Annotated in this window: 23 protein-coding genes; 13 read left to right on the forward strand and 10 right to left on the reverse strand. The window is 44.9% G+C overall.

Annotation, left to right across the window (positions count from 1 at the left end):
* Positions 1–2,505: 2,505 nt before the first annotated feature.
* Positions 2,506–3,189: a hypothetical protein gene (locus tag GF309_03395; protein ID MBD3157812.1), complete on the reverse strand. Its 684-nt coding sequence runs from the start codon at positions 3,187–3,189 to the stop codon at positions 2,506–2,508.
* A gap of 215 nt (positions 3,190–3,404) precedes the next feature.
* Between GF309_03395 and GF309_03400 the strand changes: the two genes are divergently transcribed.
* Both GF309_03400 and GF309_03405 read left to right on the forward strand, forming a co-directional pair.
* Complete coding sequence (locus GF309_03400) at positions 3,405–4,091, forward strand: hypothetical protein (GenBank protein ID MBD3157813.1); 687 nt, start codon at positions 3,405–3,407, stop codon at positions 4,089–4,091.
* An 87-nt stretch (positions 4,092–4,178) separates the two neighbouring features.
* Positions 4,179–4,487 carry a hypothetical protein gene (locus tag GF309_03405; protein ID MBD3157814.1) on the forward strand — a complete coding sequence of 103 codons (309 nt, stop codon included), beginning with the start codon at positions 4,179–4,181 and terminating at the stop codon, positions 4,485–4,487.
* A gap of 86 nt (positions 4,488–4,573) precedes the next feature.
* On the opposite strand, the gene GF309_03410 is transcribed toward GF309_03405, so the two are convergent.
* Entirely contained in the window at positions 4,574–5,839 is a 1,266-nt protein-coding gene (locus tag GF309_03410) for a hypothetical protein (protein MBD3157815.1), read from the reverse strand.
* A gap of 494 nt (positions 5,840–6,333) precedes the next feature.
* Between GF309_03410 and GF309_03415 the strand changes: the two genes are divergently transcribed.
* Complete coding sequence (locus GF309_03415) at positions 6,334–7,542, forward strand: geranylgeranyl reductase family protein (protein MBD3157816.1); 1,209 nt, start codon at positions 6,334–6,336, stop codon at positions 7,540–7,542.
* A 367-nt stretch (positions 7,543–7,909) separates the two neighbouring features.
* Here the strand turns inward: GF309_03415 and GF309_03420 are convergent, their stop codons facing one another.
* Entirely contained in the window at positions 7,910–8,563 is a 654-nt protein-coding gene (locus GF309_03420; protein MBD3157817.1) for a hypothetical protein, read from the reverse strand.
* Positions 8,564–8,902: 339 nt separating this feature from the next.
* Positions 8,903–9,100, reverse strand: coding sequence for a hypothetical protein (locus GF309_03425; GenBank protein MBD3157818.1), 198 nt, complete (start codon positions 9,098–9,100; stop codon positions 8,903–8,905).
* 481 nt (positions 9,101–9,581) lie between these two features.
* Here GF309_03425 and GF309_03430 point away from each other — a divergent pair, with 481 nt between their 5' ends.
* From GF309_03430 to GF309_03445, 4 genes are all read left to right on the forward strand, one after another.
* Positions 9,582–10,175, forward strand: coding sequence for a DUF106 domain-containing protein (locus GF309_03430; protein ID MBD3157819.1), 594 nt, complete (start codon positions 9,582–9,584; stop codon positions 10,173–10,175).
* A gap of 370 nt (positions 10,176–10,545) precedes the next feature.
* Positions 10,546–11,541, forward strand: a complete 996-nt coding sequence (locus GF309_03435) for a hypothetical protein (GenBank protein ID MBD3157820.1) — start codon at positions 10,546–10,548, stop codon at positions 11,539–11,541.
* Complete coding sequence (locus GF309_03440) at positions 11,542–13,029, forward strand: hypothetical protein (GenBank protein ID MBD3157821.1); 1,488 nt, start codon at positions 11,542–11,544, stop codon at positions 13,027–13,029.
* 88 nt (positions 13,030–13,117) lie between these two features.
* Positions 13,118–14,443, forward strand: coding sequence for an amidohydrolase family protein (locus GF309_03445; protein ID MBD3157822.1), 1,326 nt, complete (start codon positions 13,118–13,120; stop codon positions 14,441–14,443).
* A 29-nt stretch (positions 14,444–14,472) separates the two neighbouring features.
* Here GF309_03445 and GF309_03450 read toward each other — a convergent pair whose 3' ends face one another.
* Positions 14,473–15,168 (reverse strand): hypothetical protein, encoded by a 696-nt coding sequence (locus tag GF309_03450; protein ID MBD3157823.1) that lies wholly within the window; start codon positions 15,166–15,168, stop codon positions 14,473–14,475.
* Between the two features lie 121 nt (positions 15,169–15,289).
* Here GF309_03450 and GF309_03455 point away from each other — a divergent pair, with 121 nt between their 5' ends.
* Positions 15,290–16,246 carry an amidohydrolase family protein gene (locus tag GF309_03455; GenBank protein ID MBD3157824.1) on the forward strand — a complete coding sequence of 319 codons (957 nt, stop codon included), beginning with the start codon at positions 15,290–15,292 and terminating at the stop codon, positions 16,244–16,246.
* Positions 16,247–16,268: 22 nt separating this feature from the next.
* On the opposite strand, the gene GF309_03460 is transcribed toward GF309_03455, so the two are convergent.
* Positions 16,269–16,673 carry a hypothetical protein gene (locus tag GF309_03460; GenBank protein MBD3157825.1) on the reverse strand — a complete coding sequence of 135 codons (405 nt, stop codon included), beginning with the start codon at positions 16,671–16,673 and terminating at the stop codon, positions 16,269–16,271.
* A 229-nt stretch (positions 16,674–16,902) separates the two neighbouring features.
* On the opposite strand from GF309_03460, the gene GF309_03465 reads away from it, so the two are divergent.
* The 5 genes from GF309_03465 to GF309_03485 all read left to right on the forward strand — a co-directional run bounded on the left by GF309_03465 (position 16,903) and on the right by GF309_03485 (position 20,901).
* Positions 16,903–17,268 (forward strand): hypothetical protein, encoded by a 366-nt coding sequence (locus GF309_03465; protein MBD3157826.1) that lies wholly within the window; start codon positions 16,903–16,905, stop codon positions 17,266–17,268.
* Between the two features lie 686 nt (positions 17,269–17,954).
* Entirely contained in the window at positions 17,955–18,584 is a 630-nt protein-coding gene (locus GF309_03470) for a hypothetical protein (GenBank protein MBD3157827.1), read from the forward strand.
* Positions 18,585–18,690: 106 nt separating this feature from the next.
* Complete coding sequence (locus GF309_03475; GenBank protein MBD3157828.1) at positions 18,691–19,611, forward strand: ATP-binding cassette domain-containing protein; 921 nt, start codon at positions 18,691–18,693, stop codon at positions 19,609–19,611.
* The gene (locus GF309_03480) at positions 19,604–20,410 is read left to right on the forward strand and encodes a hypothetical protein (GenBank protein MBD3157829.1); all 807 of its coding nucleotides are present in this window, start codon (positions 19,604–19,606) and stop codon (positions 20,408–20,410) included. The genes GF309_03475 and GF309_03480 overlap by 8 nt, the downstream gene beginning before the upstream one ends.
* Positions 20,410–20,901 (forward strand): hypothetical protein, encoded by a 492-nt coding sequence (locus GF309_03485; GenBank protein ID MBD3157830.1) that lies wholly within the window; start codon positions 20,410–20,412, stop codon positions 20,899–20,901. The genes GF309_03480 and GF309_03485 overlap by 1 nt, the downstream gene beginning before the upstream one ends.
* A 1,103-nt stretch (positions 20,902–22,004) precedes the next feature.
* Here the strand turns inward: GF309_03485 and GF309_03490 are convergent.
* The 4 genes from GF309_03490 to GF309_03505 all read right to left on the reverse strand — a co-directional run.
* On the reverse strand, positions 22,005–22,304 hold the full coding sequence (locus GF309_03490) for a hypothetical protein (protein ID MBD3157831.1): 300 nt from the start codon (positions 22,302–22,304) through the stop codon (positions 22,005–22,007).
* 430 nt (positions 22,305–22,734) lie between these two features.
* Positions 22,735–23,406 (reverse strand): hypothetical protein, encoded by a 672-nt coding sequence (locus GF309_03495; GenBank protein MBD3157832.1) that lies wholly within the window; start codon positions 23,404–23,406, stop codon positions 22,735–22,737.
* A 609-nt stretch (positions 23,407–24,015) separates the two neighbouring features.
* A complete protein-coding gene (locus GF309_03500; GenBank protein ID MBD3157833.1) occupies positions 24,016–24,237 on the reverse strand; it encodes a cold-shock protein in 222 nt (73 codons plus the stop codon).
* A 192-nt stretch (positions 24,238–24,429) separates the two neighbouring features.
* On the reverse strand, positions 24,430–24,910 hold a 481-nt coding region (locus GF309_03505), incomplete at its 5' end, for a peptidase C14 (GenBank protein MBD3157834.1).

The raw sequence follows: 24,910 nt of genomic DNA on the forward strand, positions 1-24,910 counted from the left end.
GAATCCTTGGGATTCCTACAAAAAAGGCGGTACTATCAAACCCGATTCATATTTCTGGACTGCGCTAGATTCTGCAGGGGAAGCAATGCAAGCTAGTGCAGATATTGCAGACCATAATACCGTCCAACTTGCTTATCGGGATATGTATGTAGAAGGCTTTGTCCGAAAGGAAGGCGAAGTTGTTCGCAGAGCTCAACAGGGCGATGTACTGAACATGACTATGCTAATTCACGCCCCTGCGGGAGATGTGAATGGTTCGTACTACATTGAGGACAATGATCCCAACAACAACATCGATGGATTCCTTGTTCATATGGATAGACAGAACTTCACTGTATGGATGAAAGCCTCTGGAAGGGTCTCAAACTCGACTCATTACTGGCGTCATGAGAGCACTCACTCTATGACTATGAATCTCAAGACCAATGAGACCTGGAGCAACTCTTCAATAACACGCTGGGTCTATACCAAGAATCACACTTACGTCGGTCTTTTCACAGAGGAAACGAGCAATGTACTCACCGTGTTGAATCACAGCTTGTCCATATGTGAATCTCTCACAACGGTGCAATTTGATTTTCGCTTCGAAGAAGAGGCTCCATCCATGAAGATAGATGGTGCTGGCATTGACTCTGGTGTGCACGTTGCGTACCAAGCAAATGTTACTAGTGACGGAGGGCAGACTTACTTCCTCCATCCAGACCCTATCGAGTGGGACAATCCCACGTTTTCCGATGAGTACATGCAGCAACTGCGTGACGAAATCATCTGGAGCCCTTCGCATTTGCTTGTTGGTAATGTAACTGCCTGGCAGGAACCGGAGTGGACCGTAACCGATGAAGGTGCCATTGACCTTGATGGCAACGTTTTCACAACTGATGACCAGTACTTTGTGAAACGCACCGGTTATTGGCATGATGAAGGCAATACTACTTCAAAGGGTATGTGGGTCGGAGTTAATTTCGATCCTTCACCTGGCGATTCAGGTGACGAATTCCATTCAAGCAGTTGGATGGGCGTAGCTACAATGTCTGTGGAGTTTACTGCCAATGAGAGCTTCTATTGGTATCACGCATCTAACTTTAGCGCTATCAGCGAAGCTGAAATGCAAGAGGTTCAGGATACGATGTATGCTGACTTTGAGGAAGAAATTGCAGTTCCTGGCTATGAGTGGGTTGCTTGGCTATCTAAGAACCGCACTATTGATCTATCCGAGATAACAGGATTGGATAGCAATTCCTGGCAGACTACGTGGTTTGCTTGGGGAACCCAACAGGCATTTCAAGTTGCTACTGATGCCACAAGTACCACTTGGGCTGCATTCAGAGCGGAGTACGCTGGTCTCCTCGTCTATAATGACCTTGATCCAGATGGAGCAGGTCCAGAGGAACCTAATAACGCCCCCGACTTCTCTATCGAAGAGGGTCAAGTTGTCACTGATGAAGTGACCCATCTTGTGCTGATTGATAGCGTTAATGAAACCGAGCTCCGAAGGCCATTTGGTGCTACAAATGATACCGGTGACGTGACTGTTTCTCCGGATACCGAGGTCACCTTTGGTGTTTCGATTCACGATGTCGAGGTCAGTATGTATCCGTTACAGGTTGAGAACTCGAACGGTCTGAGAGGACCATGGGCCTTCAGGGAATCTTACGAGGGTGCTGTCGGTTTGAACTCGACCGATTTCGACTACTGGATTACTCATGCAACAGTAGACGAAATGGCTTTCGATATCACTTTCAATGTAGATATGGTCGAGTATGATCCAGAAGACGAGACCACCTGGAACCATGCTGTATCGTTTAAGGTGGATCAGAAGTTTGGCAACTGGAGCCTTGACGAGTTCGGTAATGATGTGCTTGAAGGACGTTCTCTTGCTGTGAACTTCTTTGGCATACTTGGTACCGGTACTCGAACACAGTATCAAGCCGGTAACAAGCCAGTTACAGATACCAACCAGGGAAGCATAACCGCTGACTACTACGAGTATGGCGCTGAGGGCAGTCCATTCGCTAATGTTTCAATGGGTGGATTGCCGTACACTTGGGGTGGCGATGGCCATTCCACAGAATACACTTCGGGCTCGTCAACTGCTCCAATAGGTGCTTTCAGCCTTATGTACGAGTCAAGCTCTGGCTCAAGCGTTACACAGTGGAATGTCGAGGCCTCAATGCTCTTCATGACGGCGGGATATGCTAACTGGGGCGGACATGAGATTATATGCGATCCAGTCTTCGTTTCTTACAGCAGTGCCCACCAGACTGGTGGAGGACCTCCCACTACTACGACTACAACAACCACCACTGCACCAACTGGTACAACGACAACTCCAGGTACTGGCGGAGATAGAACACTCTATCTTCTTGTCGGAGGAGTCGTAGCAATATTCGTCATAGTTTTGGTACTCTACAGAAGAAGATAAACCCGGGAGGGGTCTCACAGCCCCTTCCATTCTTTTTTTTTTCGTAGTTCGAGTATCTGCGTTACGATAGCTTTTGATTTTGGTTAGCCATTTTCTTCCAGTTCAAGTATCCCCAGAAGATTGAGAACGCCTTCAGGCAATTTGTCTTTTACAGCAGTTCTCTCGCTTAGGAAGCTATTGTCGGGCGGCATCACAAGTTCCCAGCCCGTATCTGAATATTGGTAGGTGGTACATGAACAGTACCCCATCATTATCCAATCTTCAATTCGGGGTTCACCACCGCGAACAAGATACAAAAGTAGAGCGCTGAGAATTGGAGGAACCACTACAGCAATACTGTCGCTGCTGTGTTTGGCTGCTATTCCATTTACACAATCGGATAACTTGATTCGGCTTTCTTCTAATGATTCTCCTCCTTCCGGTGTGTATCCTTCATCCCAGTAAGCCTCCAGCATATCTGCTATGTCGCTTGCAGATTGTTCTTTGAGCTCGAGGTCAAATCCATCCAAACAGTCCTTTACCTCAACGGGAGCTTCAAAATCCCGTCTAAGAGTACCAGCTGTTTCAAGACACGCCTTATTTGGCGAGGTGTAGATTCTGGTGATACCGCTCATTACTCTTGATCGAGAGAGCTCAAACACTTGCTCTTCACCGAGAGAGGAGAGACCTTCGTCATCAGCCTGAGGGTCTCCATGTACTGTCACATAGACTATTGTCTTTGGAGTCAGTGAGGCCTCGCTTCCTGTTTCCTCTACAATATCAAACAATCTAACCCGCGCTCAAGAGAATAGCGTGTTCTACTCCTATAAGTATCTGTTCTGTAAGGATGGAGATGCAAAGAAGCTGTAAACTCAACCCTTGAATACTTTGTCGATGATTCTGTAATGTGGTACATCCTGTCCTACACAATTTCGTGACTTCCACCATTATTTCAGAAATGCTTTAAACAGATTCGAGTGCGATGGAGAGAAGGTGTAACCCATTGCGTGTCCCTGTGGAGGAACTTGACAAATACGATGGCAAGGTTTGTTTCATTTGCGGTGAATATCTACTGAACCATTCTTCTTCCGACTTGGCTTACATGAATCTAGCCTCTGGACGCAAGAAGAAGGCTAAACCAGAGAGATATTACTTATTCGAATGCCCGAATTGTGGGAGAATCGCACATAAGCGCTGTTGGTACGATGAAGGGGAGGAGAAGGTTAAACTGGGATGGTTCAAGCGAGGCTGGCAGCTAGTATGCCCAGGGTGCGGTGAAGAGATTTCTGAGGTTCGAGAGGATAGAACAGATTGGGACAAGGGATATCAGATTCCCGGCCACCCCGATGATGAGCTTCCCGCTATATTCACTTCCGATTCCTTTATGTGGAAAGCTGGTTCGATGTTCGGTAAGGTAGGGAAGGCCATTGGTGATCTATTCAAGGCGGTGGGTCTGGGAACACTAAGTGATCGTGAAACCAGTGCAGTAGCTAGAGCTGCAGCCCGTGTTGGAAAGACAATTAGAGATGTTGCCAACAAGGTATTCAAGCTTGATATCCCTCCTGCAAAGCGCTCTGAAATCAAGTCTCTTCGTTGTCAAAATTGTGGGGCGGCTCTACCGATGCCTGAGTCTGATGAAGAAGCTGTGGTCTGTGAGCATTGTGGCACCGCTCATCTCCTGCCCAAGTAACCCTAGATTTGGTAGTGGGCTTGTGCCAAAACCATTAATATGGCCTTGTCACAAGTCTCATTCAGAGAAATATGTAGGTGGAACACGATGGCAAAGAAGCTCTACCTAGAGTATGATGAGAACGCTTCACAATTCCGTGAGGTTTCAAGTAATCCCGATCCTGGTTGCATTGTTGCTGAGTTGGATGAACAAGCCGAGAAACTCACTCTGACGGTGCCACATGATAAAGGCATGGTGACTAAGAGAAAGGCGGAACGTCTTGCACGCGGAATCACCCGGTCGGGCCATCTTTTCAATGATGGAGGTCGCCGAGGTCGAGGGTATACTTTGGAGATTCAAGGTGAGGGTGGCAGAATGCCTGATCGCCTCAGATCAAGCCCGCGTGAAGTATACTAAAAGCGAACCAATTCACTCAATCTAATAACGCCAGCGAGCAGTGGATACTACGAACTGCCGCGTACCGATTGTTCAAGACAGATTATTCAAAGATTGCTAACAGGAATTTCAATTCTGAATGTTGCTCCTGTTGGCTTTCTTTCTCGGTATTCTATGGTGCCTTCTGCAAGCTCCAAGATTCGATGGACTAGATATAGCCCCATGCTGAAGTCTGTTCCATTTTTCGTTCCTTTTTGGAAGAGTGAATTCTTAACTTCTGGCGGAAGACCGGGTCCGTCATCGCTTACTTCTGCGACAAGAAACCCGTTGGACTGCTCTATTTCTACATCCACCTTCGGTGACATTCCTGCATGTTGCGATGCATTCCGGAATAGATTCTCGAAAATCAACGGAAAGAAACGATTAGTAGTAATGAGATTCTTGCACTCCTCGTCAATTGTCAGACTAATCGTTAGATTGGGATGAACCCTTTCTGCATGTTCTACTACTGTCGGAAGAACTTCTCCAATTCTTTTCGAAATCCAGTCAGGACGATCTGAAAGGGTTTTAACTAGTCTTCCGATTCTTTCTAGAGCTGCGTTTGTTGATTCGATGAAATCTTCAGTCTTGGAATTCAGCTCTTCTTCCTTGGCTAGTTCAATAGATCCTTCTGCGACCTGCAAATCGTTCTTGATATCATGAACTAAGAGGGAGGTATACGCTTCGATTTCTTTCCTGACATTTGCGATTCGGAGATTCTTTTGACGCAGTAGTTCCATGTAATGTTGTCTGGCCCATGAGCCGGCGTATATGAGAACTGAGAGAGCCCAAGCGGGTGCAACAAGGACTACGAAACTGTTGGGGGTATAACTAGGCACACCGGGATGTAACAGAACAGTAACACCAAATACTGCATCCTGCAAGATGATCAGGACTAGTCCAATCTGCATATTCAGTAGATACGTTGTGATAAGCATCGCTGATGGAATCCAGAGCATCATAACCGGAACTGTGCTATATGACCAGAAGCCCTTCTCAAGGAGAGCAGCATATGGGAATATCGTCCATATGATTACCAGAAAAGAAGAAGCTGCTTTCAATTTGCCTGCTCGGCTTAGTATATATCCAACTAGAACCAATGCGGCAAGAATATAGAGTTCAGGAACCCGGTTGGAGAATAGAGAACTGAAGGGCTGAAGAAGAATGAACATCGGTATTGCTACAAGTGAAAGCCCGGCAATGAATCTCATTCTGATTTCTGATCTTTGGTCGGAAACCTCTATTGACGGCTCTACCAGTAGTTGAAGCAGCCGCTTCATTCTGGTTTTCCATTTTTTCCGCCAGCCCAAGCTCTTAGCTCTCCTTGCACTCATTCTATTTGATATGCATATCTAAAATGGTATATTATTGTTCAACAATGTTCTTCTAGGCGCATCAGTTCAAGGTATGAGCCCACTTTGATGATTTTTTCCCACACTTGAATACAAGCATAGCTGAACATCTAACGTTTACTTATGGACCATACACCTCTTGAATACCAAATTGAATTGATGTAGTTCAAAAGAGTTGTACGGAAAGATTGGATTTTCTTGCTAGCATGTTCTCACCCAACGTTTACTGAAGCTTTCCCAGAGAACAAACGTTTACTCCCTTCCCCCTCCGTTTACTTGAGTTATTTACAATTTTCGCAAGTGATTCTTACAGGAAATAGAAGCGCCATTTCTTGTATCTTTATTGCTCTAGGCTCACTTCGAGTAAATGTTTGCATATGGCAAGGACGATTGATTGGGAGGACGTTTACACGGTTGAACAGCCCGGAATTGACTAGAGTTATTAGCCCAGTCAGAAACAAGAATATCGATTCCAGATGGTTGACAAGACTCAAGTCATAATAATCGGCTCGGGCCCAGCTGGTCTTACAGCTGCAAGATACTTGGGAGAATTAGATGTACAGTATGTGTTGATCAGCAAAGAGTCTAGGCCTGGTGAAAACAAAGTCTGTGGGGGGTTTGTACCTCAAGCAGCTCTAGAGCGGTTTGAACTGGGGAGTTTTCCCAGATCTCATGAGATATATGGTGCGCGACTGAGATTTCCTGGATATGAGCCTCGGGATGTATGGTTTGAGGAAGCTGTTGGAGTAAATGCTCGGAGGGAAGACTTGGGAACGGTTCTGGAGAAGAAAGCCGATCTCTCAAAAGGAATCTTGAGACTCGGAGCACGAGTAACCTCTGTGGAATGCGGCCAAGATGGTTGCAGTGTGAAGTACATGTTGAATGACAACACGCACCAAGTAGAAAGCGATTTGGTAATCGATGCCAGCGGGAGTCATCCAGTATCCTGCAAAAAGGATGGTGTACGTTCCTACTTGTCCGATACTGAAACTGGATATGGATTCCAGTATCAGGTAAGATATGGTACTGATGAGTGGGAATTTCCTAGATTGAACTACTTCTATTTCGGAAGTGGATACTCGCCCCGTGGGTATGCATGGATTTATCCCCGGGCTACTGATGCCGCTGTGGGTACAGGCGGTCTACTCAATATTCTTCGGGAACGAAATACTGCTCTTCCCGGGCATTTGGATCGACTGTTGAACGAGGAAACCCCCGACCAGGACTACACCGGCTACCTCACTGTTGTAAAACGAGAAGGTGCTCTTGTTCCTCTTGCAGGGATTGTAACTCCGAGCTATGGACAGAGATTGCTTTTGGCTGGTGATGCAGCGGGTCACTGCTCTCCGATTTCTGGTGAAGGCATCTATTACGCGATGACTGCCGGGAACCTAGCTGCTGAAACCGTGAAGGAATGCTATGAAGACAATGACTTCACCAAGCAGAAACTAAAATCCTACGAAAAGCGTTGGCAGAAAGCTTTCGGTTCGGATCTGAAATGGGGCCGTAGAATCCAGCGTCGCTTCATGGGGACATCATCTGGTGAATCGAGTTCGAAGTTTCTGGAATCTGAGGACGTGCTGAGAAAAGTTGCTGAGATGCTTCTTGGTCTCAAATCGGTTCGGAGTGCTATCATTGGCTGTTTACCCGCATATATCAAGTCACGGCTAGCCTTCTGGCAATGAGGGAATTTTGTTTTCCAGTTGTTTGGGATTCCATATTTTGTATCTTTAGGCAATAAGAACAAGTCTTATATTGCGATTCCCCTCATATAACTCAACGAGGATTGTAAGAATCGCAACGAATACATTAATAATCGTGAATATCTCATCTTTGAAACGAAACACCGGTTACAACTTAGCATCCTGCTCATCAATCCACAATCCTCGTTACTACCTTCGGATGTAGAGTATGTACTTGGTATCTCTTTCCGTGGGCCAAAACACGTGGAGCCGTGACACAGGAGCAACACATTTGGGGCCACTGGTCTACCCCTCTCGCTGGTGACCAGCTTCTGTTGCTCTTGCTGTCGCTTTTTTGCAGATTAAACTATCAAAGAGACCTGTCCGTCTGTCGCTCTACGACATTCCAAATACAATTAGCTAGTCCCTTGGACATATTGACAGGATACTCCTCAGGCTGAAGAAACTTGTCCCACGCATCCGAGGCTTGTGTATCATTGTTTGTCTTCACAGAAAGCTCCACTTCATTGAGTGCTGTTTCTACGAGATCAAACTCCTTCCTTGAGCATGATGTACTGAAGTCAAGTGCACTAAGGACCTTGTATCCCCATGCGGTCAACCACAGTGCCTTCAGGTTTACGTTCTTCCCGCCTGTGTATACGACGACCCGTTCCATCTCCTTTTCACGAATCTTCAGGATCTGTTCTGTGTGTTGCAGTATATCGGGGTTGCGAATATGGCGTTCTATTTCAAAATTGATGGTAGTGCCGCCCTTCCGAATCTGTCTTCGCCAATTCCTCAGAATGCATTCTTTGAGAGATTCTTCTGACTCTCCGGTCACCAGTTTTCCAAACACAATGTCTGGAGGAATATCAACAAGACCAAGTCCATAAATGCCTAGGGCAGCGGGAACATACTGCACCAAGCGGTAGTATCTCCAAAGGGGTTCATAGTATCTGACATTGGCAACACGCTTTCTTAGGGAATCTATTGTTCGGAACTTGTTGGACGATACTATTCTCATCTATTCTTTCTCTCTTTCAACAAATAATAAACCCTACTTGGGCTAATCTTCAGTCTTTCCAACTACAACCTATAGTAGAACACCTTCGATTTCTTCAAGTATGCAACCTATAGATTGCAGACATATCAAGCGGATGGAAATTCCAATTTCTCCTATGTAAAAAAAAGAGTCCGCAAGAGCATCAGTGTTTGATGCCCTTGCCTTTGACCACGCTGCATGGTACGTCAGCATGGTAATTTTCTGTAGGCAACCAGTGCCTTATCCACACTCATCTGCTACTTGGAGCAACAGGTCTGCATGAAATACAGGCACAACCGGTTACCTACATCGGCTCCGCGGTTAGGAGCCAGACCCGCGCATCTTGTTTACTATGCGACATTTCTTCTGGTACGCCTTCTCATCTAGTTCAGTAATGAAATCCTCTAGACGAGCTACGCCAGTAAATTCTCTGTCGATATCCAGGTCGCGCACGCTTACATGAGCCTTCTTCTTTTCGACTCGTACGTACACACCGCCTATCCCGACGTTGTGTTTCATGTAAACTGGCTCATCCTGGTTCTTCACGCGGTAAAACCCGCACCGTCTTAACATCCTGCTCATCATCATCATTTGTTGTCTAGCCCTCCCGGCGGCAGACAATTAACGAGTAAACGCTACTCCCCATATAAATCCACCAGATAGTTACATGTAAACGTTTGTTTTGAGATGTGAGCTCCAAATTATGAATACAATCGTTCAACTTAAAATACGGATACACAAATAGAAAATATTGCAACTATATAATCATGTTTTGTGAAGTCTGATTTTGACAGGTTCAACAGAACTGAAGCAATTCGCGCGAAACATCTAACGTTTACAAAACGGATTCACGTAGTGACATGGGAAGCTGCCAAACATTTACTACAAGGTGTTGGACGGTCTATGAATGAAGTGTTGGGAAAACAAGAAGAAAGACATGTCATGATACTGGATTATTAGAATTTTTGATTTGGATTGAACTAGGCCAAGCCTTAAATCCATGACTGCATGGCTCATTTTGAAGGCCAAGAGGAATACTGTCATGGATCTCTGGACCAATTTGATTCAATATTTCGCCAATCTGCTAGACCCCGTTTCTTCTATGCCGATATCTACCGTGTTTATCCCAATTGTCAGCATGGCACTGGCTCTGATTTCCATTGCTGCTACGAGGCATTTCACCGATGTGGAACAGATGCAGAAAGACATGCAAGAGGTGAAGGATTGGCAAGAGAAAATGAAGAAAGCACGAGAAACTCAGGATGATCGGCTGATGCAGGAGGTCACAGAGAAGCAATCCAGGATCATGCGACTGCAGAGCAGCATGATGCAATCTCGATGCAAACCGATGTGTATAACTTGGTTGCCCTTTATCTTTGTCTTCATCGTTCTCAGAACAGCCTACGCAGGTGTACCAGTGGCAATTCTTCCGTTCAACATCCAGGAAATTCTACCTTTTCTTGATGGATGGTTGGGTGTAAACGTTGAAGGAACAGGCTTTGGTCTTTACTTCTATGTCTGGTATGTGTTGTCTTCTTTCAGTCTCAACAGCCTGTTGCAGAAGGTGTTTGGCGTCGCACCGCCGCAACCCTGATTCCCTTCCTTCAGCTGCTAGCGTTTGAGATTGCTGACCGAGGAACGGAAGCTCCATGATGTATAGATTGTTAGTGCAGTTACTTGCCAAGCCGGAGCTAAGCTTTTTCTAGGTGATGGGACATCATAGTGTTGGTGATGAGAGGGTTTACCCGAACCCGATCAAATCCGAATTCACCCCCTACTGACGGAGGTCATCTGTCTGGCAAAAGCTCACTGTATAACACATACCTATATTGCACAGGTGATTCTCTTTCAGTCATACCCGGCCATTCAGCTACCTGGTCATGGAACCGTATGTGGAGGCTTAAGCCCTGAGCAGTAAGAAGCGTTCCTCATCATCGTCTAGGTTTCTTGACAAGATAGTGCATATGAGCAGACGAGGAGACTTTTCCTCGATTCGAGATTCCATGAAAGCCTATTGGAAAAATAAAAGTGAGAATCCCTGGAATCGAATCTACAAAGCATTAGCCAAAGAGATGGGGGATCAGGAAAATGAGAGTCTTTTGGAGCGTGTCATGCTTGTTCGTGAGGCTGTATTCTGTGGTCTTGACATGATTTCACTCAGTCTTGCCTTAGACGTAGGAGCTAATGAACTGCTTTCCATTATGACAAATGAGAAAGAATGGAAAGACGGAAGACGTGAAGCTAGATCCCGTTGTGTTTCTCTTCTCAAGAAGAAAATCGAAGAAGGAAAAGTTGACTACATTGTAGAATCAGGCCTTGAGAAGGATGGTTTTACATACCTGATTCCTGAAGTCCGAGAAGCAAGAGTAGCGAAATTCAAAGAAGCGAAACCAACCCTTGATACGAAGAAGGTTGACCTAACTCCATTAAGAAAGTCTAGATACGGGAGACAACTGCTGCGGTCATTGAATATTGTTGAAACAAGCCTGGATACAACAGATGATCGGGTTGAGCAACTTGTTGAGACTTACGAGCACCAGCTGTTAGAATTAGAGCTTTCTGATACTGCTGAACTCGATTTCGATGAGCAAACCCAGCAGATTACTTTGAATGGGGTTCCCGTGGATAGTAAAGAGAAAGGAGTTGGCGAAGAAATCAGAAAAACAAGGCCTGCTGGGACGGATAGGGATTTCAGTAGCCAAGAGGAGCTTACCGATTACGTGGAGGAGAGCCTCAAAGAAGTTGAATATGCCGGCGATTTGCAAGCCCTAGATGGAATCGGACCTGCCATGGAATCCAAATTGAGGGAATGTGGTTATGATTCGTTTGTAGCTATTGCTCACGCACAAGTTGAAGAGCTTTCCGCGTCTGTTCATGGGGTTGGTTCTGCCCGTGCCAAGATGCTAATTGAGGGAGCGAGAAGACTGCTTGACGGAGGAGAGGAAGGAGGCGCGAGCTAGATGACCGGTCGAAAGAAATCTGCAAGAATCGAGGATTTTGAACTTCAAAGGGTAACTGAAATGCGGAATATGGCACTGGAGCTGGAATCTCCAAATCTTGGAGATGCCTACGAGGCTGCCGGAAAACTGGCCGCACTAGACCACGCACGATTGCTCCTTCCGCTAGCTTGGTACATGCGCGATTCCGAGGACCCCTATATTCAGAAATTGATGTTTCAACTTATAGGCAAGAATGCATTTGGCTCGTATCTCGATGATTTCTCTGAAGCAATTCTAATGTTGAATCCAGCAGAGCGGGAGCAGATTCTTCAATCGATAGAGGAGAGATTCAACTCGGTTGGAGCACCACAGGCAAAAGATGAACAGGAGAACTGGACTTCCGCTTTTGAAAAACTTGGCAGGGAACACCAACCAATTGTCTTTTCGATAATGAGCAATCTTGGTGCACAAGGCTACAGATGGGTACGCAGGAAGATTAGAGAGGATTTTGATTCTATTTCTTTTGGAGCAGTTGAGAGTTTATCGAGTTTCAATACGAAACATAGAAAGCGACTGTTCAAACTATTGGCAGAAAAGGCTGCAGATGAACGACGAGACTTACTCCCGTACATTTGCGGAATTGCTAATCAGGATACAGTAAACCACCTTATGCCATTTCTTAGCGATGCTTCGTGGAAAGAAAGAGCTCAAGTTGCAGGAGCTGTAGCTTCATCAGGAATTGATAGAGCAGCTGGAATTGTCATGGACCTTGTGAGTGATCCCAATTGGAGGGTCAAACAAGCCTTACTGAACAATCTCTCCATCGAGAAATCTCGCCTGACCAGTCTGATTAAAATTCTCGGATATTTCGTAGCTGACTCTCATACCCGTGTGCGAAGTCTGGCTGAACGTGCTATCCTCAGATTGGGCGTTGAAAAATGCAAATCATCAACTCTGGAAGAACAGCGATCACGAATACAACGAAGATTCAGAAAGGAGGTTCTTCGGGCGGCTTCGCGGAACAGTGATATCGATTCAGAATGGCTTGGGGTTTCTGAATCCGATGCTGAACCCATTCCATATATTCCTGAAGACGAAGAGGAATCCGAGGATAGTGTTGAGGACGCACCGGTTGGAGTGAGTCTGGATGACATAGCATCCCTTAAGCCAGAAGAACCCAAACAAAAGCACGGTGAGAAATCGCTTCTGTCAGCTCTGCTTGATGCTAAAGAAAAAGCACAAGGTGAAACTACGGAGACGGATGAGCTAGATGCGCGCATACAAAGCATCGATATGGATTTGATTCCGAGTGAACGTTTTGTCCGGCTTCTCAAAATCTTGTCCAGAGCAAATGAGGGTGGAGTTAGTAGAGATACGCTTCGTGAGAGAGCAAAAGAAGTCCGAATTGATGATGAGGCTCTTGACGAAATCATTTCGGACTTGGAGAAACAAGGAATCATCTACTCGTCAAGCGAGGGAATGATTAGCTACGTTGATTTGGAATTATGATTTATGAGCGAGGGACTTTCTAGGTATTACTGAACGCCAAAACCGATTCTTTTAATCCTCTAAGTGCCAGGTAATCCTGGGTTCCCCAATGGCAGATAGTTTGCTGATTGATAATGCATTCATAGTGACATGCAATACTAAACACGAAATCATAGAAGATGGCTATGTCTATGTGGAAGGTAATCGTATTGAAGAGATTGGTACAGGTTCTCCGGAAGTCAAGCCTTCAAAACACATAGACGGATCTGGATGCGTTCTCATTCCTGGACTTGTTACTGCTCACACACATCTCTATGGTATTCTCCTAAGAGGAGCAGACTTGGGAATTGAGCCTCCAACCGACTTTGCTCAGGTATTGCAGCGTGTGTGGTGGCCTGTTGATGAAGCTCTTACCTTAGAGGATGCCCATGCCAGTGCGCTTTCGGCTTCAGTGGATATGCTCAAATCAGGCAGCACACTCTTCGCTGATACCTACTCGGGTCCCAATTCCATAGAAGGAAGTTTGCAGGCAATTGCTGATGCAACAAAGAGCGTTGGAATAAGGAGCATCCTTGCCTTCGAAATGACCGAACGACATGATCCGGAAGAAGCAAGGAACGGGCTGAAGGAAAATATCCGCTTCATCAGGGAGGCAAAACAAGAGCCCCTGGTTTCGGGAATGATGAGTGTGCATGCATCGTTTACCGTTGGCGATGAGATAGTGAAAGAAGCCGCTTCTACTGCAAACAAGCTGGGTGCCCCTATCACTGTTCACACTTCCGAAGGAAAAGTTGACTTGTACCATAATCTGGAGCGATGGGGTGAGCGGACTGTCGAAAGACTTGATCGACTTGGACTCCTAGATTCCAACGCCGTTCTTGCTCATTGTGTACATGTGTCTGAGAATGAGCTCGAGCTGATACGCAAAAGAGATGCTAAGGTGGCTCACAATCCAATGAGCAATATGTTGAATGCTGTGGGAACCGCACCAGTCCCTGATATGTTGGATATGGGAATTACTGTCGGACTTGGAAACGATGGTTGGATTTACGATCCTTTTGAGAACATGCGATGCGCTATGACCGTTCATAGACTTGCCTCCGGCAACCCAAGCGAAATCGGTCCATCTGAGGTCTTTCGTATGGCAACTATAGAGGGTGCACGTTGCTACGGTCTTGAAGACCACCTAGGCAGCATCGAGACTGGAAAATTTGCAGATTTGGTTTTGCTTGACGGCACCAATGTTCCCACACCACTGAACCGCAAGAGCGTGATTGGGCACATTGTGAACACTTTCACAGGAAGCGATGTCAGTCACGTTGTTGTTAACGGCGATACCGTAGTAGAAAACGGTAGGCTGACAACAATGGACGAAGAAAGCGTGATTCAGAAATCAAGACAAAGTGCAAAGAAGTTGTGGAAGCGTCTTAAATAAAAAAAAGAGGGTGGGGTGAACCACCCGTTTTATCTTCTCTTACAGGCTATGCCTAGAACTACAAGTACAGCTATGCCGATTCCTACATAGAGGATATTGTCCTCGAGAAGCTGGATGATGTCATCCAAACCTCCGCCTCCTGCTGGCAGGCCCTCTCTTGTTACCTCAATCGAGGATACAATTGTATCTTCTGAGGTATCCCATGTTTCCAGCTTGTATTCAGCTAGGAATCCGTCACTCTTGCTGTAAGTAGCCGTGATTCTGAATTCGTGAGTTGCGTTTTCAGTCTGGCTCCATTCCACACCCCATAGATTTGCATCTGAAATATAGTCTTCATCAGATATTTCAGTTTCCAGAAGGTCCTGGATTAGAGTCCAATTTCCAGTCGGAAGCGCGAATTTTCCACCGACAAAGTAAACGCCTAGGAATATGATTGTCGATAAGCCCATCGATGTGCCATTAGCCCACCAGAAACCTAGGTCATGCTCAGGAATGTTAGTCCAGTCCGCAAGGGGATCTGGAATCGCATCCGACGAGGTAGCGGTTATATTGATGTAGATGTCTTCACTCGGTACATCCTCTTCCGTGCTTGTCATGGTGTAGTCGAACCTATCACCAGTTGCTACTCCCCACTCAAGTCCCTGTGATGTTGCTGCAGCAACAGGAGACACAAGGAACATCGTGATGATAGCGAGCACGGCGGGAATTACAAAACTTCGTTTCATATTTGAAACCTCTCCAATGAAGGTGTATGTTATTCCTTTTGTGTCTTTCTAGTCATCTTGGTTGAGGCCTCTACAGACAGAGTTTTGAGGACCATCCAACACAGCCTCATATGTGTCTTCGATGCAACACGAATTGAGTTATCAGGGTCCCATTTTCGATGCTCATCTCCATATGGCTAGTCAAGAAGCATTGCATACCCTGATAGCTGTGGAGAATGACTTCGGCGTTGACAAAGGATTACTTATTGTTCATGGCGATGAGAACCAGCAATACGTTTGCGAGAAATATCCGGACAGGTATGTCTTTGCTAAGTATTTCTCGGGCACTCTTCCGTTCCGAGAGGGTTTCAAGTACATAGCCGATGGAATTAGGGATATGGACCCTGGCTGCTATCAAGTTGCTAAGATGCAGTCTGCTCCTAAGGTCAGAAACCGAGTAGAAAGTAATATCACTTCCCTTAGACTGGATGTGGATGGCTCAGAGCCGATGTTTGAAGCATTGGCTGAAACCAACACGCCATTCCTACTCCATCTTAGTGATCCTGATACGTACTACCGCATACACTACTCTGACAGGACGAAGTTCAGGACCAAAGAAGAGGATTTGCAGGAACTAGAGGCAGTGATTCGGAACAACCCAGATGTGCAGTTCCAGCTTGCTCATTTCGCCGCACAACCAGAAATACACCGGCTAGATAACCTTGCGCGGTGGTTCGATACCTATCCGAATTTCTATGTAGATACCGGTTCTGCCAGATGGATGTGCCGCGAGCTCAGCAAAGATGTTGACCGAGCTAAGTCGTTCTTGGAGGCATACTCTGATCGAGTCCTATTTGGTACTGACTGCGTAGCAAGAGACACCAATCGCGATTATTTCGAGGGACGACATCTTTCCCTCCGATTGCTGCTGGAAAGCGATGTACGAGATGTGAAATTGCCTTTCCCTGATCCTGATACTGCTGATTCAGGGGGAACCTACATCAACGGATTATCCCTGTCGCAGGAGACTCTTGAAAACATCTATTGGAAGAATGCGAATCGATTGTACGGTAGATTCATTGAGCAAGGAGAAACATAGTGAAAACCAGAAAAACAAGGCCTTACCTTCTTGTGTTTTCTTGATAGAATGACAGAATAAACTCAGCCCGTTCTTGTTGTTTCTTCTTTATCCCTTGTATCTCTCTGTACTTCATCAGGTCGTCTGAACTATATTTCTTGGGCCAAGTGGTGTGTTTGCCAACTCGAAGACAAGGGACCATGAGTTTACTTTCTCTTTGGTCCAATTCGTAGGGGTTAACTATATGCAATTTTTGTTTGGTACGGTCAACGTCAAAACGAACCTCTTTGGATACTTCAATAAACTCGTATGAATCTATGTTCTCTTTGATAGCATGTACCTTCACAGTACGTAACACAGCGTGCTTCTCTGGTTCTAAGTATATCCCAGTATCATCGGCATATTTCATGATTGACTGTTCGACGAATGAAAGACCGATTGCGGCCATCTTCTCTGATCGAGATGGTTCATCACTTTGTTTGATCCGCTCAACTGCATTATACTCATCCTGTTATATAGGAGCTTCAATGCTCTTGACATATACCCTCAGAACCGTATCATGAACAGTTTTGTTGGAATTTCCCCAGTTCACGTCGGTACCTCTTTACATAGTGCTTCTTTCTGGCAATTAGAAGATTTCTGTCACAGGCGTTACAACGGCAATCTGGGGCCTGGATATGATTGTTTCTTCAACCACTGGCAAATCCATGCTCGACAACCTTCCACAGGCCGTGATGCACGATGTTGGCATGCTTAACGGTGGACATGCCTTTGACGAGAAATACATGGGCAACTTCTCATTCTGGCTCATAACTTCTCACAGAGGCATTGAACTGACTGCACAGGAACTCCTTGCTTATGCTATTTCTTTCGGTGTTTCATCCCTTGCCAAGCGTGCAGGAGGTTTCCACGCCACCAGATTGGGCACTTCAAGCAGGATGGGCAAGTGGCTTGGAGACATCTGTTCAGAAGCAGGTGAAGAGCTTGGTGAGAGCATGACGCGCAGGCGATCTGACCGAACGTTTGACTCGTGCTGCACCTAGAGTTGTCAAGATTTGAGCGGTATTTCAAGAATCAGTGCCTCTATCCTCAGCATCTATTTTGCTCCGATGAGGGTTGTTGACCAGTGGTACGATGCTGAACCAAGCTTCCACTTACAGAAGATACAGTGGATGAAATTTTTGAAAGTTTCCTGAATTCATGTTCTTTGGCTGAAAGCTACAATATTATCTTGTTTCACGTTCTTACCGATACTGGTCAACAAAATCTACCAAGAACTCCCTCCACTCACGACACCCAACCCCATTTGAAATGATTTGTCTAAAACAGAATGGTTAAGATGGAGTGTGTCGATTATCATGTCTAATACTGTGTTGAAGAGTATCTTGATACTGAGACTTGTTGCTGTCCATATCACGCTCTCATTATCTAGATTCTTTGCACGTAACTTTTGCGCAAGTATACCGTATGATTGAAGGATTTTGAGTGTGCTGCAAGTTCAATTATTCTACAGAATCCATGTGTTCGGCACATTTATAAACTAATATGCGGGAGAAGATTCCGCCCAATACTTTCAGATAAAGGGAGAGAGGGATTGTTTCGATTGACACTCATTGAGGGATGTAATACCGATGGCTACGGTTGCTTTTTAACTGGATAATCGACGATAGATTTCCAGACCATTCTTCATACAATCATCTGCATTTGGGAAATAATGGAAATAACCATTATGAAAAATAAAACGAAAAGTAAACGGAGAAATCTAATCGTTGCAGCTTTTGCCATAATAATGGTTTTTCAGTTAGCATCTTTTGCAAATGCTGTTAGTGGAAGTGACACCCCTTCGTATCCATACGCTAATGACTGGACGACAGGGCTGTGGGGCGATAAGTATGCTAACGCAAATGAAAACACAGGAAAATTGGAATGCTACGCATATATCTATTCCTTTAGCTGTGACGCAGGAGCTGAGGTTTTCGCTCGTCAGACTGTTTCAGGAAGTTATCGCTGGCGTGTTGAGGTGGAAGTGTCACTAAAAGGGTACATCAACAATGTAGGCCTATATTCAGGAAACGAACTGCAGATTTACATTAAGCTCTTGGATAGTGACAAGAACTTCATTGTGGAAAAGGAGATATATAACGCAGATAGAGGTCCTAATACTCAGGAAATCGTTGATTTTGGTACCGATACCTTTACGGAGTATTTCTCGACATATCGCACTAATGTGCGGTATATTGGTGTTACGTTTTTTGTTGCATCAGGAAATGGTGGAAAGGTCTGCCAAGATGCGGATCATCAGACAATCAACGACCCAGCCTACGTTATCGTAAGTAGCATATCGTGGTCCAATTATTGAATTGTTGGGAAGGGCATCATGCCCTTCTCTTTTTAATAGAACTTAAGAAAGGTTTATGCATCATCAATCCTATGGCGATTACTGCAATGTGTAGATGAATTAAAAAATGAGCGGGACTCACATTATTACATTATCTGGAATTAGCAAAAGCTTTGGAGATGTAAACGCTCTTGAAGAAATCAGCTTGGATATTAATGAAGGTATTTCCGGCATCATAGGGCCAAATGGAGCAGGGAAAACAACACTCTTGAAGATTATGCTTGGATTGGTGAAACCTGATGCGGGAAATGGTCAGATATTGGGGTATGATATGCGGCAGGAAAACCTCAAGATACGATGGCGTATAGGAGTTCTTCATGAGCGCCCATCGTATCCAATGCGAATGAGGGTCGAGACCTATTTAAAAAGAGTTGAACGATTGTACAAGAAAGAAGGAAACACACGGAGAGTTCTTGAAATGGTCAACCTTTTTGAAGATCGAGAGCGGAAAATCGGAGCACTATCTGCTGGAATGCTGCAACGATTAGGCATTGCTCAATCATTAGTTGGAGATCCCGAACTTGTATTTCTAGATGAGCCAACTTCCAATCTCGATATAGATGGCCGTGATTCTGTTGCCCGAATGATAATAGATATTCATAATCAAATGGGCATATCATTTGTCGTTTCTTCTCACATTCTTTCTGAGCTTGAGCGGGTTTGTCATGACATTGCCATTCTTCGAGAGGGAAAACTAATCGCTGATGGTCGACTCCAAGAACTAGTGCGGAAATATACTGCGAAGCGATACAAGATTGTGGTTTCTGATCCTCAGAAGCTAGTTGATAGTGTCAAGCCATTGAAGGGTATTCGTAATGCCGAAATTACAGGAGCAAACACGATAACAATGAGAATTGATTCAAGGGATGTTTCCACCATTGAGCATAAAGTGAGAACAGCTGCATCCGACCTAAACATTGACATATACGAAATTCAACAGGCAGGAACACTTGAGGATGCTTTCAGGGAGGTGGTGCTGAATGAATGAAGATGAACACAACGTGCAATCTATTGCGGCTCTTGATTGGGAGATATCCTTTTCATTTCCAACATTAGAAGGTTTTGTGGCGGTGTTTATACTCCTCTCTGTCGGAATCTGCATGACCGGTCAGATGTTTGACCCTTCTATCTCAATTAGACCTGGACCTGGTTTCAACAGTACAGAGCGTTTAGAGTACTACACTGGACTTGCTGAAAATGAAGCGTCGAGCGCTTTGATAGCGATCTTTACGATTTCAGGGTACATACTTGGCTTGGTAATACCGATGTTGATCGCATTCAGTCTTGCTTCTGCGTTCGAAAGTGGGCTTCTAGAGACTCTACTTTCTTATCCTATAGGGAGAAGAACCCTTCTGCTAACAAAACTAGGAATTACAGTCATCTTGATCAGCAGTTCAGTAATTCTCACATCAGTCCTTTCGGTAGGAGTTTTCTATCTCTGGCAAATCCCGATTGTTGATTTGATGCTTTTAATAGTAGCCTTACTCTCCACATGTCTCGCTATTGCCGTTAGCGCTATTCTTCTGGCGGTGATATCGAAACGTGTTGGCATAACCTCTGCAGGTTGTGGTAGTCTGTGGATTGGAATTTTGTTTGTCACATCTGATCCTGAGTATAATATTCTATATGGCATTCTAAATCCCTGCCAGATTGTTGTCAAATACCTGATAGGAGGGGGTTCTTCTGTAGGATTGCCAGAGTTGTTCATTTGTCTTTCAGGCAGTATTCTTCTTGGGGTCGGTTTGATAGCATTGAGTATTTTAGCTTTTGAGAGAGTTGATATCTAATGGCTTATCGAAGTCGCGTAGGTAAGGCTCTATTCATTATCGGACTGGCTCTCATCATTTCATCTTTCGCTGGTTCTATTGAGTACGGAACCGGATCAGATGTAAGCTATGGGACTTACAAGGGTAAGCTTGTACGAGCTGCAGGTGATATCCGTTTTGAAGTCGAAACCCGTAACCAGTCACTGTTCTCGTTGTATATCATGAGATTCAATGATTTTACAAAAATGATTCGGCAGAATGGTTCGATGGAAGGGTGCCGGTTAGTGCTTTCGTTTGAAAATATCACCGCGCATAATGGAACTCTACATGTACTCGTTCCGGGTTGGTTTGCGATATTTACCACTCCGACCCAAGAAGGGGTCGCTCATATTCATATTTCAGTTAACAAATTGAAACCGAGTACTGGAATATTCTTTCCTGGCGTCCTTTCTACGTCTGTTGGAATCCTTATCACAATGCATTGCTCATTCTTTAGAAAAAAAACTAGATAGGAGGAGCACCCTTGTCCAACTCTGGAATTACAAGGTTTCTAAGAGGTTGACAGAAAGAACTTTAGCTAGGATAGGAGCTACCCCAAAACCAGTCCTGTCGAGGTCTGATATTAGCACCTCCTCTATCACGTGAACTGCCAAAACTAGAGTTCATTTCCCCGTATTAATCGGCACTCTGCAAATAGCATTACAACGCATTATTGACCGGAAATACCAAGGCCGTTAGTTCAGATACGGTGCTCGCTTTTCACTTTTGCAAGAGAGTATAATGAAAAAAGAGAAAATAGATAGAAATCATTTGAAACTGAACCAAGAAATAATTTCAGTTTAGGAATTAAGCAAATCATTTGGTTTGCTGTAAGTGCTTCGGAACTTGCATATAGAAATTCCACCGTGAACCCTCGGACTGGGTGGTTCTAGTGGCGGGAGTAGGGCCCCACGGTTGAAGTTGACCGAGTTTTGGACTTCTTGGCCAAGATATACTCTTGTCAGTTATATGAGTCGATGATTGGAACCAAAAAGACTCTCATTCTACAAGATAGCCCAGCGAGGAAAATATATCATGAAGCCGTATCGAATGGTGAAAGAAAGCGCAGAAGATGAACTTACCACCGGTTCTTCTACAGGATGAGAGCTATCTATAACCAAAGGCGATCTGACCGAAAATGTAGCTCGTGCGGCACCTAGAGTTGTCAAGATTTAAGCGGGACCGCAGGAAAGCAGTACCTCCATCCTCAGCATCTATTTTATTTCAGTAATGCAGTTTCAAAGCAAGAAGAGATGGTGTTCCGTGTTGCTACTATTTACACACGGCTTTACTCTGTTTTTCTAGTTATGCCTGTTAATGGATCGATTCTCAGAGCAAATCTCACATAACGCCGCTCTTTCTCATCTCAATATGATGGGAACAGGAACTGGATGTCAGATTCCTCGGAAATTGATGTGAACAACGAATATGAAAATCTGGCTGCTAATTAATTGCAATTACTAATCCTATGCTTGATGAATTTTGAAAACAATAAAAAGAGGGATGCAACAAGGTCACCTGTAAAGATGCCCTTGTGTGTTTTATTCTATTCGTAAGATGCGCTAAGCTGAGTTCTTTAGACCTCTTCTAGTCCAAGGTCTTCCTCTGCTTCCAGGTCATCCTCTGCGAGGACTTCCTTGGATGCTTCGTACGATTCTTCATCATACTCATCTTCGAGGACAACTCGCTGGGCTCGAATGCCACGCGGTGTTTCCTCGGTCTGGAATACGACACGATCTCCTTCACTAAGGAAGCGATCGCTCTCTATGGCACTAGCGTGTACAAAGACGTCCTCGCCTTCTTCACGCTCAATGAAGCCATAGTTCTTTCTAGCGCTAAACCATTTTACGGTGCCGTGTTCTGTCATGTTAGACATTTCCGTTTGCTGTTATACAGAGTCTTCTCAACACTGGTTTCCGTCATAAAGACATAGTCAGAATCAGAAAAAATGCTGTTAACATCCTAAACCTAATCCAAACGCACGCAGTGTTACTCTGTATATTATAACCCTCTTTTCTGCACATATATAGTTTTGGTAACCATATGCCCTATCTTCAGATCATAAACATCGACATGGATTTTGAATAGACTTCTCCAATTTGCTTTGCCAACCATTCAAAATATGCTCCGGCTCACCATTACCGAATACTTGTGTGTTCTCCGTTGAATGGAATCCGAAAACGGATGAAGACCAACGCTCTTCTCACCAAGATAGGATAGCCTATCCGGAACAGTTACTACTTCTGACTCCAAACAACCACTGGTGACGGACTGCTCCGAATCTGCTGGTTGTGATTCATGAATCGTTATCTTCCGTATTGCTTACTCAGCACAGCAAAATATGGAAACATCATGACAACCATTGGCAACAGGGAAGCCATCGGCAACACCCAAACCACTGAAAGAAGAGGGTATGTTATCGAGAACAAAATGCCAAACAACTGCAATATGCCATATACGATTGATACGCAAGGAAAAACCAGCCAAGACAACGGAGGTTCTATAGACGCCTTTGCAAAACCAGTAGGATCATCAGCCATCAGAGCTGACGTCAGAAAGCTTGGAATCAGAATGCTGGCAACAGCTATCAATCCCAGAATGTAGAGCCGGAAGCTATACCATGACGGAGGAGTAAATGGCAATGTTGCAAATCCCATAGCCGCGATAGCTGTAGCAAGCACACCGAAAATCAGCATCGCTTTCAGGACTCTCTTGGCCGAGAAGTTTGAGCTGGTGCCAGCTGTTCCCAGTTTGTCGTGTGCCCATACGATGTTAGCGGATACTACAATCAGAAGAATCGGCATTGGCAATACGATACCTGGATTATACAAGCTTCCCAAATATCCTGCGAGGGCAGGAAGCATCAAGAAGATGATCACCAGTACTACCCAGTATAACAACACAAAGAGTGGATAACCCATCAGGAGTTGATACCTTCGCTGATTCCAATCCTTAACAACCGCCCTTGATGATTCCATCTCTACCACCAACCTTCTTTTTATGTATCCCGCTGTTCAAGCGGTTAGTATCTTTGTTATTTTAGTAATATGATTTTTGGGAAGCCAAGTTTGGGAATAGATAGATTAACTCCGAAGAAATGGAACGCAGAAAGCAGCTTGAAGGAATATAATGCAGCTCTTCCGCTGGTAATTAGCTTGACAAGACTATCTGTGAAAAGAACAAGGAAAAGCTAATATGAAAATAAATGCATATTCAGTTGTGCGCATGAAGTGGGATGGAGGTTTTATCTTTCCAATGAAACGAAGGCTGGGCCTGATTTTGGCCTTTACCTGATGCTACTTCGTGTTTTAGCTTATAGTTTTTCTGAGATTGTCGAGCTCTGGCAGAATGCATCGGTCGCCATCGTAGGCACGGACCGTACAGTGCATAACAGTGTGGCATCGAGGATGGTTGCGTATCCAGGGCTCAGAAACGTGTAACTACATAGAATTGTGTGGCTAGAATGGGTTGATGGCCTTCGGAATAACTGCAAGTCCAAAAAGAAATAGAATTGCTCACGGGTGCCCGCGAGCATTGATATACTACGTTGAGATCAAGAATGAAATCGCCTGAGCGATTCCGTCCTTTTACATCTCTTCTTCTGCTTCGTCTTCGAGAACCACATTGATGGCTCGAAGGCCACGGGGGCTCTCTTCAGTCTCGAATACTACGCGGTCTCCCTCTGAGAGAAATCTGTTACTCTGGATTGCTGAAGCGTGAACAAAGACGTCCTCGCCCTCGTCACGTTCGATGAATCCGTAATTTTTCCTAGCGTTAAACCACTTGACAGTACCGTTTTGCTTTGTCATTTTTAATTTCGCCTGTTATACAGAGATGATTTTCAGCATTGCATCAACTTTCATTGAGATGATCAGAATCAGAAAAAATGTTACTAACATCCTAGCCGAATCTAGACCTAACACAATGCTGCTCTGTATACGAAAGCCCGTCTCTCTGTGTATATATAGTTTTGGTAGGCTCATTTCATTCTATACATAGTATTACTCTCTTAATTCTCTGACGTGAGAGACATCCCAGATAACTGCGGTTTGATCTCGGGAGGTAGTAGCAAGTGCACTTCCGTTAGGGGACCACGCAACGGAGAATAGACTCGCTTCATGCTTCACATAAGCGAGCCGATTTCCGGTTCTGGGATTCCATATCGCTGCAGTCTTATCCGAAGAACCGGTGGCCAAAAGGCGCCCATGAGGACTCCATACAAGAGCTCTTACGTAATCATCATGATTCAAGGTAATCGGCCTGTTTTTGTTCTTCATATCCCAGACAACAGCTGTATTGTTTTTCAAGGCAGCAGCTAACCTGGTGGCATCGGGATTCCACGCTATGAACCACGGTCGTCCATCGGGTTCGAATACATTCAGCTTTTTTCCGGTCTGCACATCCCAGACTGCAATAGTCCCATCCTCGGATGCAGTAGCGAGCTTGGTACCATCAGGGTGCCACTGAATACAGTATACTTCC

The sequence above is a fragment of the Candidatus Lokiarchaeota archaeon genome (assembly GCA_014730275.1).
In the GTDB taxonomy this organism is placed as follows: domain Archaea; phylum Asgardarchaeota; class Thorarchaeia; order Thorarchaeales; family Thorarchaeaceae; genus WJIL01.